The organism is Glutamicibacter sp. AOP38-B1-38 (assembly GCF_052377485.1).
Classification (GTDB): domain Bacteria; phylum Actinomycetota; class Actinomycetes; order Actinomycetales; family Micrococcaceae; genus Glutamicibacter.
Map to the genome: position 1 here is coordinate 25,151 of NZ_JBQSWU010000033.1, position 9,146 is coordinate 34,296.

The 9,146-nt window shown below is 59.1% G+C and carries 11 protein-coding genes; 3 read left to right on the forward strand and 8 right to left on the reverse strand.

Features of this window, described 5'->3' with window-relative positions; genetic code table 11:
* Nucleotides 1-428: 428 nt before the first annotated feature.
* Nucleotides 429-734 (forward strand): helix-turn-helix domain-containing protein, encoded by a 306-nt coding sequence (locus ACT3TP_RS16345; RefSeq protein ID WP_324092665.1) that lies wholly within the window; start codon nucleotides 429-431, stop codon nucleotides 732-734.
* Nucleotides 735-2,018 carry a type II toxin-antitoxin system HipA family toxin gene (locus tag ACT3TP_RS16350; RefSeq protein ID WP_444621039.1) on the forward strand — a complete coding sequence of 428 codons (1,284 nt, stop codon included), beginning with the start codon at nucleotides 735-737 and terminating at the stop codon, nucleotides 2,016-2,018.
* Between the two features lie 19 nt (nucleotides 2,019-2,037).
* Here the strand turns inward: ACT3TP_RS16350 and ACT3TP_RS16355 are convergent, their stop codons facing one another.
* The gene (locus ACT3TP_RS16355) at nucleotides 2,038-2,526 is read right to left on the reverse strand and encodes a hypothetical protein (protein WP_444621040.1); all 489 of its coding nucleotides are present in this window, start codon (nucleotides 2,524-2,526) and stop codon (nucleotides 2,038-2,040) included.
* 247 nt (nucleotides 2,527-2,773) lie between these two features.
* Complete coding sequence (locus ACT3TP_RS16360; protein ID WP_096288423.1) at nucleotides 2,774-3,061, reverse strand: hypothetical protein; 288 nt, start codon at nucleotides 3,059-3,061, stop codon at nucleotides 2,774-2,776.
* 195 nt (nucleotides 3,062-3,256) lie between these two features.
* Here ACT3TP_RS16360 and ACT3TP_RS16365 point away from each other — a divergent pair, with 195 nt between their 5' ends.
* Complete coding sequence (locus ACT3TP_RS16365) at nucleotides 3,257-4,489, forward strand: glutaminase (protein ID WP_444621041.1); 1,233 nt, start codon at nucleotides 3,257-3,259, stop codon at nucleotides 4,487-4,489.
* 139 nt (nucleotides 4,490-4,628) lie between these two features.
* On the opposite strand, the gene ACT3TP_RS16370 is transcribed toward ACT3TP_RS16365, so the two are convergent.
* From ACT3TP_RS16370 to ACT3TP_RS16395, 6 genes are all read right to left on the reverse strand, one after another.
* Nucleotides 4,629-5,645 (reverse strand): Ldh family oxidoreductase, encoded by a 1,017-nt coding sequence (locus tag ACT3TP_RS16370; RefSeq protein ID WP_444621043.1) that lies wholly within the window; start codon nucleotides 5,643-5,645, stop codon nucleotides 4,629-4,631.
* Nucleotides 5,646-5,724: 79 nt separating this feature from the next.
* Nucleotides 5,725-5,895 carry an SDR family oxidoreductase gene (locus tag ACT3TP_RS16375; RefSeq protein ID WP_219843908.1) on the reverse strand — a complete coding sequence of 57 codons (171 nt, stop codon included), beginning with the start codon at nucleotides 5,893-5,895 and terminating at the stop codon, nucleotides 5,725-5,727.
* A gap of 462 nt (nucleotides 5,896-6,357) precedes the next feature.
* Nucleotides 6,358-6,741: a VOC family protein gene (locus tag ACT3TP_RS16380; protein ID WP_444621044.1), complete on the reverse strand. Its 384-nt coding sequence runs from the start codon at nucleotides 6,739-6,741 to the stop codon at nucleotides 6,358-6,360.
* A 43-nt stretch (nucleotides 6,742-6,784) separates the two neighbouring features.
* Nucleotides 6,785-7,171 carry a VOC family protein gene (locus tag ACT3TP_RS16385; protein WP_444621045.1) on the reverse strand — a complete coding sequence of 129 codons (387 nt, stop codon included), beginning with the start codon at nucleotides 7,169-7,171 and terminating at the stop codon, nucleotides 6,785-6,787.
* 76 nt (nucleotides 7,172-7,247) lie between these two features.
* The gene (locus ACT3TP_RS16390) at nucleotides 7,248-8,537 is read right to left on the reverse strand and encodes an RNA polymerase sigma factor (protein WP_444621046.1); all 1,290 of its coding nucleotides are present in this window, start codon (nucleotides 8,535-8,537) and stop codon (nucleotides 7,248-7,250) included.
* A gap of 1 nt (nucleotide 8,538) precedes the next feature.
* A complete protein-coding gene (locus tag ACT3TP_RS16395; protein ID WP_444621047.1) occupies nucleotides 8,539-8,964 on the reverse strand; it encodes a YciI family protein in 426 nt (141 codons plus the stop codon).
* Nucleotides 8,965-9,146: the final 182 nt, after the last annotated feature.

Below are 9,146 nucleotides of genomic sequence, written 5' to 3' on the forward strand. Positions count from 1 at the left end.
GCCAAAATTCAGGCACTCAGCGACAACCGCACAACCAATGCAGTACAGCGCAGTGTGCTTCTTGCCGATTAGAAGGCACGCCACTGGTTATGCTCATGTAGCAAGGTTCGTTCCACCACGAGATCGTCTGTGCCAGCTCAGGATGACATCAGCAATCAGGTCGCGCGGCTCAAACAACGCGTCGCTGCCTTGGAGCACCAGCTTCATCTGGTGCGTGCAGACCTGTCGGCACTAGAATCCTCGATTGTTGCGCCGGCACCAGCGCCCGCACCTATGCAGCTGCCAGCTATCCCGGTTGCTACCCCAGTCACCTCAACGATTATTGGGCAAAACAACTGCTTTAGCAATTTTAACAACACCGCCAGTAATAGTTGTCAACGGACTTATTATCCTATCAAATCATTGTAAAAGTTGCTAAGGTAAGAGTTATGGAAACCATCGGTGATCTAGAGCATCGCGTAGGCCAATTGATCCGCGAAGCACGGCTAGGTAGAGACACCACCCAATCTGAACTCGCACGCGACAGCGACCTGTCCCTCAGTGCACTCCAAAACCTTGAAAACGGCCGCGGAGTGAAACTCGAAACATTTCTACGCGCTCTGAGAGCGCTTGACCGTCTCGACATCATCGATTCACTCGACGAGGGCTACAGCGAACTGAGCCCGATGGAAGCCCTCCGCCTCTCCAAAAACAAACCAGCACGCCCACAACGCGCCTCAAGGAGAACTCGTTAAATGGCTTTCGAACACGTAAACGTCATCGAAGTCAAAGCCTGGGGCAAGACTATCGGCGCGCTAAACCGCGGCAACGTCCGAAACGCCTACACCTTCGAATTCGCGCCCGGCGCCGAACCCAACCGAAGCTTCTTCCCGCTGAGCATGAAGCCCTCACCGAGGAAAAGGACTTTCACCTACCCTGGTCTCAGCGAAAACACGTGGAGGCAACTACCTCCCGGGATCGCCGACTCGCTTCCAGACAGGTTCGGCAATGCGATCATCAACGCTGAAATGGCACGCCGAGGAGCCGACCCAAAAAATGTGTCCGTCCTTGACCGTCTTGCCTACACTGGCAGTCGAGCCATGGGAGCCCTCGAATTCGAACCAGCAACCAGCCCTAGAGCATCAAAAGCCACCGTCTTGGTCCTCAGCGACCTCGTAGTTTCAGCACGCAAGGCAGTTGCAGGCACCCTGAACGACGACATCGAATCAGAAGCCGCTCTCGCTCAAATATTGGCAGTGGGAACCAGCGCCGGCGGCGCCAGAGCCAAAGCGGTCATCAACTTCAACCCTGACAACGGGCATATCACCCCCGGACAGGAACCTGTTGCCGGAACCGAATCTTGGTTACTGAAATTCGACGGTGTCCAAGACGAGAAACTCGGTGACACCATGGGGTTCGGACTTATCGAATACGCCTATTCGCTTATGGCTAAAGCTGCCGGAATCACCATGCCTGAAACGCGTTTGCACCACGAAAACGGTCGTTCACATTTCATGATACGAAGGTTCGACCGCCCTGGAGGGCTAGAGAAACTGCACATGCAAAGCTTGTGCGCGATGAAGCATCTAGACTTCAACTTGGTCGGTACCCACGACTACGCACAGTTCCTGCAAACCATTAGCGAGTTGAATCTAGGCCAAGAGGCTAAGGCCGAAGCCTTCCGTCGCATGGTGTTCAACTATGCCGCTTGGAACTGTGATGACCACTCCAAAAACCACTCGTTTCTCATGGACGAGCAGGGTAAGTGGTCGCTCGCGCCAGCCTATGACGTCACTTTCTCTTACCGCGAGGATAGTGAATGGGTTGACCAGCATCTAATGGGGGTCAACGGCAAGTTCCTGCACGTCACTGCCTCACAGATGCACCAGTTTGGAGAGCAACACGGCATCGTTGGTTATAAGAGCATTATTTCAGAGGTCAATGATGCCATTGATAATTGGAGCCAGTACGCGACAAAAGCGAATATCCGCCAAGCCGATCGCAACCTCATCGAACAATACATTGGCCCGGTAGCCTAAGCGCAAACCTCGAGCCCCATCAAGGGAAAATGGGGCTAGTGACCAGAGGGCCGAGATTCTTACAAACGCGCGATACCATCTGCTGGCTCACACCCACATATCCTGCGATCTCCGACTGATGCATTGGCATATCAGCCAACAAAAGGCACCGTTCGATCGCCCAACTCCCCCACGGCACTTTGCGCGGGTTCTTCCGCTGAACAGAAGCAGCCTGCTCGAAAGGCTCAGAAGTGAAAACTGTACCTTTGAGGATCAGCTGCAGCGACTGCTCCGTGAGCACGTCAATCTGCCCTGCGCGCGCTTGCTCAAGAACACCATCGGTGGCTGTTCGGCCCGCAAACAGGGGACGTACCGGAGAACCTTGATGAGCAATAGAATTACGAATGGTGCGCGCAGAGACTCGTTCCACCGAAGGCATCACCGCCACTAAAAGATTGTGTACTCCGGCTCTTTCAGCGATGCGGAAATCTAATTCGCGAAGAATAGAGACTACATCAAGACCCACCACCTGTTACAACTATTATCCCCTACTACGAGTTGAGAGTTGTTAGACAACAAAACAAAAAAGCTGTATAAGCAAAGATGTTTGTTCCCAGGTGCCGCGGTTGCACGGACGCCATTACAGAGGCGGGACTAACCACCGATGGCAAGTCCAGATCCGGGGGGGGGTGCATTCCCCTAGATCACTGGGAAGAACTGGGAGATGCACCACCGGCAGCTGGCATCCGAGCGTAGGAAGGCCGGTACAGCCGGTTCTACTGCCGCCCCCTTCCAAAATGGTACGTCCCCACCCGCCTGCAGCCTGTCATCCTGTTGGATTTCATCAGTGTAGAGACAGGCTCAAAACCGAGAAAAATGGCTTCAGCATCACGGATGCCGCCCGCGCCCTGCCGCATACGATACGCGGCATTCAAGTCTCCGACGAAGCCGGAGTTCGTCTCTGCACCGCCAATGTCCAGACCAAGGGTGGAGGCGTAGACCAAAGGGCTAGCACTGATACCGCGCATCAGCTCCATGGTCTTGTCCAAGGGCACGATCTCCATGTATTTCTCCTAGCTCATACCAATACCTCATCACGGTCGGCCACGGCGGCAGCCACCCTTGCGACGACAGAAGCTAGCGCGAAATACCGAAAGTCACGCGGTAGGTTAGAAACGCAGGAATAGTTCACCCGTTTCTAAACGCACCATATTGCGCCAATCCCCGCTAGTTCAATTCTGCCGATGAGGATCCAAGCCATGAAAACTCCCATACCTGACTACCTCAACGAAGTTCTCAGCACTCTCCGCGAAGACACCACAGGTGCGACTGCAAGCTACATCCCGGAACTAGCAGAAGCCAACCCCGATCTGTTTGCTCTGGCCGTCACCACCGGTACGGGAAGCACCTATTCGGCCGGGGATGTAGACACAGAATTCTCCATCCAGTCCATTTCCAAGCCGTTCGCTTATGCCGCCGCGATCATGGACCGCGGAATAGACCGGGTGCTGGAGTCCATTGGCGTTGAGCCCTCAGGCGAGGCCTTCAACGAGCTGTCCCTTGAAGGCGGCACTCACCGTCCGAAGAATCCGATGATCAATGCCGGTGCCATCGCCACGCACGGTTTGCTCGTCGGCGAGCGCGCGGACCCGGAAGAGCGTGTGGCGCGCACGCTGAGCATGTTCTCGCAGCTTGCCGGCCGGGAACTGCGCATTGACGAAAGCGTCTGCGCCTCCGAGCTTGTCACGGCGGATCGAAATCTTGCCACCGCGCATATGCTGCGCAGCTATGGAATCCTCACCAGCGACCCGCATGAGGTAGTCGCCGGCTACACACGCCAGTGTTCAATATTGGTGACCGTGGCCGACCTGTCGATGATGGCGGCCACCCTCGCCAACGGCGGGGTGCAGCCACGCACTCATGAGCGCGTCATTGACACGGACGTAGCCCGACAGGTCATGGCGGTCATGGCCACCGCCGGAATGTATGACGGTGCCGGAGACTGGCTCACCAGGGTCGGCATTCCCGCGAAGAGCGGAGTGGCCGGCGGCCTGGTGGGAGTGCTTCCCGACCAGGTGGGTATCGGTGGCTTCTCGCCGCGGCTTGATGAGCACGGCAACAGCCAGCGAGCCCGGCGTGCCTTTGAGCGTTTGTCTGCGGATATGGGGCTGCATCTGTTTGCTCCAAGCCACGGTCGGCTGGAGGTTGTCGGCGTGCAGCGGGAGAGCAGCCGCGAGGTGTTCACCCTGCAGGGCAACGTGCAATTCACCGCGGCGGCCGAGCTCTTGGACCTCATGGCTGATTCCACTTCGCTCAGCGAAGTCCACGTTGATATGTCCCGCGTGCATTCCTTCACGGATGTCGCACGCCGCATGACTCTTGAAGGATTGCGCAGGCTGCGCATGGACGGGCGGCGGATCTTCATCAATGATCCGTTGCAGTCCCTGGCGAATCCGGATCTGGGAGACGGTACCTACCCGGAGAGATCCTAGAATCCTCTTGGCAGGATCCGGCGCTCCGGGCTTCAACCGGACTCAATGGTTCAGCGACGATGACGAGGCAATCTCATAACCGTTAATCAATCATGGCGCGGCCAGCTAGGAAAAGTATCGCGGTATCCGTTGGCTGCTCTCAAATCTCCGTTGGCATCTGAACTTCAAGCGCTGCGGCCACGCGTTGCATGTTCTCCCAGGTCTTCACGTTCAAGGCGATGGCCGTGGCCGCTTCGATCTGCGCTGGAACCGGCGCGCGTTCCCCGGGCACCCGGATGGGTTCGGTCTCATCCTGCAACTCGCTGCCCTTGACGTAGCTGATGAATTCTTCAATCTGTGCCGTGTACTCCTCCAGGTCACGCAGCTGAGCCACATCGATGGCGATGATCAGCGTCCCCTGGTGGTCTGCGGTTTTCCGCTCGGAGACCGTCTGCGAACCCGAGAGGGCTCCACCCAGCGCCTCAACCAGCAACCCCAAACCGAAGCCCTTGAAACCGCCAAAAGGCTTCAACAGCCCGTCGGCGCCCACCCAATCCTTGGACAACGTGTTGCCGCGATCCCGTTCCTCGGCCAGGCGGCCGCTGGCCACTGCGCTGGTCGCGAAGTCGATCACCAGGTGCGGTGCCTCGGCGCGCGGCACCCCGGCTGCCAACGGGTTGGTTGAGAGCCTCGCTTGGGTTCCACCGGGCGGCACCACAATCTGTCCGGCGCCGTTGTTGTTGCCAAAGATCAGCGTCACCACGCCGTCATCGGCGGCCTGTTCACAGAAGGGCGCCAGCCGCCCGGCATATTCGCTGCTGTGCACCGCTACCGCCGAAATTCCGTACTTCTTGGATCGCTCTACGGCGAGCGCGGTCGCATCGCGCAGCGCAAAGTGCCCATAGGTTTCGTGGGCGTCCAGCCGCACCAAGGCGCCGCTGTCCAGGTCCACGGTCGCCTGGGCGCCAGGCTTGGCGTGTCCGGCGACCGCCCGATCCACATATTCGGGAAGACGGCGCAGCCCGTGCGAGGCGTGCCCCGCCAATTCGGAGGAAATCAGCTGCCCGGCCATGTACCCCGCATCCGCAGCGGATGCGCCGACTGCCTGCATGCAGTCGGCAATGAAGCGGTGCAACTGGACCGGTGAGCTAGTCACCGCGGTGAGCTGGTTAGACATGGATTCCTTAGGAACGTTGGGGCCACCGTGCGCCGTAGTTGGACTCTTGGACACGGATAGGCTCGCTTGACTGGTCCTTCTAGCGTACGTAGTCGGCGCCGGTAATATCGATTGTCGCTCCGGTGACGTGTCGGGACCGTCCGCTGGCCAAGAATGCGGCCAGCTCGGCGACCTCAGCGGCCCGGGTGATCTCCCCCAGCGGCAGGGCCGCAATGGACGGATCTTCCGGGTCCAGATGCGCAGCCGGCAACGCCCTTCGTGTTGAAGTCCGTACTTACAATTTCAACGATCGCGGCCGGGCCGTCCGTGGGGTGCACGGTGAGCACCCCTAGACAGCCGTTCTCAGTCAGGAAATTCCCGGCGATGGTGCCCCGCGTGATGGCCCAGGTAGGCCATGCCGTTGCGCAGGTAGTACATGGGCCTGCCGGAAATCCACCCTCAGCAGGCACTGGGCCCATCTTCGTAGATATAGCGAAGTACCCGGCGACGAACATCCAGAATGCCGCCCAGAGCGTGCGGTTGCTTGCGCTTGCCGCGGATGTTCAACCCGCGCGGCCAAATGGTGAAGAACAGCCCGCAAACTACCAGCAACGCGACGCTGCTCGGCGCCCGGTGCCGAAGAACGGAATCTCGAAAATACAATGTCGGAAAGCACCTGGGCGAATAGATCCACCCGAGGGTGCTTCCCTGTTATGAGGACACTGGCTACCGGCTACCTATTGACCGGTGGATGTTCGGCGATGCAGAAAAGATTGCCTTCCGGGTCAGCGAGAGTACTCCACTGAACGTGCGCCACTTCTTCGAGCACATCCCACTTGTGCGTCGCCCCCAGGGCAATTACTCGCTGAACTTCCTCGGCGCGCGAACCCCACGGAACCGTGAGATCCCAGTGTGCAACCTGAGATTCGGGACGCGGCCGCGTAGTCGGCTGGAAGAACATGCCAAACCCGCCGGCTCCATTGGGCGGCAAATAAAAGCTGTCTCCGCCACCGGAAATTTCGCTTCCGGTCACGCCGGCCCAGAAATTCGCCAGGGCTTGGGGATTCTCTGCCTCTAGGTTGATTGCTCCGAGGGTGACTTTGCTTTGTTGTGTCATGGCCCTACGTTAGACCCTCGACCAGCAAGTTCTTACGGTGCTCTTAAATTCCACGTTCGGCGTCGCTTCGCAGGATGCAGAATTCGTTGCCTTCCGGATCGGCAAGAACCACCCATCCGGTTCCGTCCGGATTACGCAGATCATCTACTTCCCGCGCACCTAGGGCCAGCAATCGCGCTAGTTCCTCGTCGAGGGTGCCATTCGCTGGTTTCAGATCAAGATGCACACGGTTTTTGAGCTGTTTGGCATTGGGTACCTCCATGAACAGCAAGCGCTGCGTACCGTCAGCGGAGAAGATCATGCATTCCTCCTCGCCGGCAAGGTTCGGGTCATCCGGGTCTTCCTGAAAACCGAGAACTTGGCCCCAGAATACCGATTGGGTGAAGGCATCGATGCTGTCAAAAGTCGTATGGGAAATGAGCGCTGTCATGGGCTTCAGCGTAACGCCCGCCGAGCGACCGGTCCACGGTTCAAAGTGACCGGAAACCCCGAACGACCGAATAAGTTCAACTTCCGGCAGCCTTCGCCTGCAGGAGTGCACGCTCGCGTTCGTTTCCGGCCAGCGAGGCGGCAAGCGCGAACTCCAGCCGGGCCTCTTCCTCCCGTCCCAGGCGCAGCAACAACTCCGCTCGGGTGGCAGGCAGCAGGTGGTATCTGCGCAGCGCACCGGTTGCCCGGATCCCATCGATAATCCGCAACGCGGATTCCGGTCCGGTGGCCATCGCCACAGCCGCCGCCCGGTTCAGCTCAACCACCGGCGAGGGCGCCAGCCGTCCCAGCGCCTCATACAAAACCACTATCTGGTCCCAGTCGGTCTCCTCGATGTGTGGCGCGAGAGCATGGCAGCGGGCGATTGCTGCCTGTAGACAGTACGCTCCGCGGCCCCGTCCAAGGGCGTCCGCGCGTTCCAGCGCTTGGCGTCCCCTGCTGATCTTTCCTTGGTCCCAGCGTTGGCGATCCTGATCGGCAAGCAGCACCGGTTCGCCTTTGGCATCCACTCGCGCCGGGAATCGCGCCGCGGTCAGTTCCATGAGCGCGAGCAGCCCATGGACTTCCGGTTCTTTGGGCATTAGGGCGGCCAGTCCGCGGGCCAGTCGGGCCGCTTCCTGGCCGAGTTCTGGACGCATCCAGTCGGTTCCGCTGCTGGCGGTGTGCCCTTCGTTGAAGATCAGATACAGCACACCCAGTACGGAACCGAAACGTTCGGGCAGCTCGCCGTGGCTGGGGACCTCAAAAGGGACTTGAGCCGCCGCTAGGGTCTTCTTCGCACGTACTATCCGCTGCTGCACCGTCGCCACCGGCAGCAGGAACGCCCGTCCGATTTCTTCACTCGATAATCCGCCGACTACTCGCAGCGTCAGCGCAACCCGCGCCTCGCGGGCCAGCACCGGATGGCAGGAGATGAACACCAGGCGCAGCACGTCATCATCGATCTCATCCGGGTCCCATGGCAGCTCGTCCACCGCGGACTCTTGTTCACGTTCCAGCTCCTGGCCCATCACGGCGAGCCGCCGATCCAGCCGCGCGCGGCGGCGAAACCCATCGATGGCCTTGCGCTTGGCCACGGCGGTCAACCAGGACGCCGGATTGCGCGGTACGCCCTGCTCGGGCCATTGACGCAGCGCATCGATGACCGCTTCCTGCGCCAGATCCTCCGCCAAGCCGAAATCTCCGGTGAGCCGGGTCAGCGTGGCGATGATCCGCGCGGATTCGATCCGCCAGATCGCGGCCACGGTGCGCTCGACCCTGTGAGATTCGGTTGAGCGCGCCGTCGCTTCATCGTGCGAATTGTTCATCTTAGGCTTGGCCGCGCTGAGCCTGTTCCTCGCGCCAGCCTTCTTCTTTTTGAATCCACTCGTTGTCGGCCGGAAAGTCCTCGGGTCCGTGGACACGCCGGACTTCCAAAAGTGCGCCGGCTCCGAGTGGAGCGCGCTTGGCCCACTGAATGGCCTCTTCCTTGGAGGAGACTTCAATGATCCAGAAACCATTGAACAGTTCCTTGGTCTCGCCGTAGGGACCGTCGGTGACCAATGGTTCCTCGGAAGAGAAGTCGACAACAGAACCTTCCGCGGCATCGGACAGTCCCTCGCCGGCAAGCATCACCCCAGCCTTCATCATGGACTCGTTGTACTTGCCCATATCTTCGATGATCTGCTCGAAGGGAATTTCCTGGTAGGCCTTCACGCCCTCATCGGTTGCACGCATAATCAGCATGAATTTCATGGTGTTCCTCCTTGAATCCGGGGCCAGCTTTTTTGACCCTCTCATACAAGACGTCGAACCGGAAGAGCCAGGATCGACAGAACTTTCAAAGAACTTTAAAAGTTTTTTGAGCGCTGCGAAATCTAGCGCAGGCTGCTTCTCTTGCCGGCCGTTGACTTGGCCGAATGCCTGTCCGAGGCGGT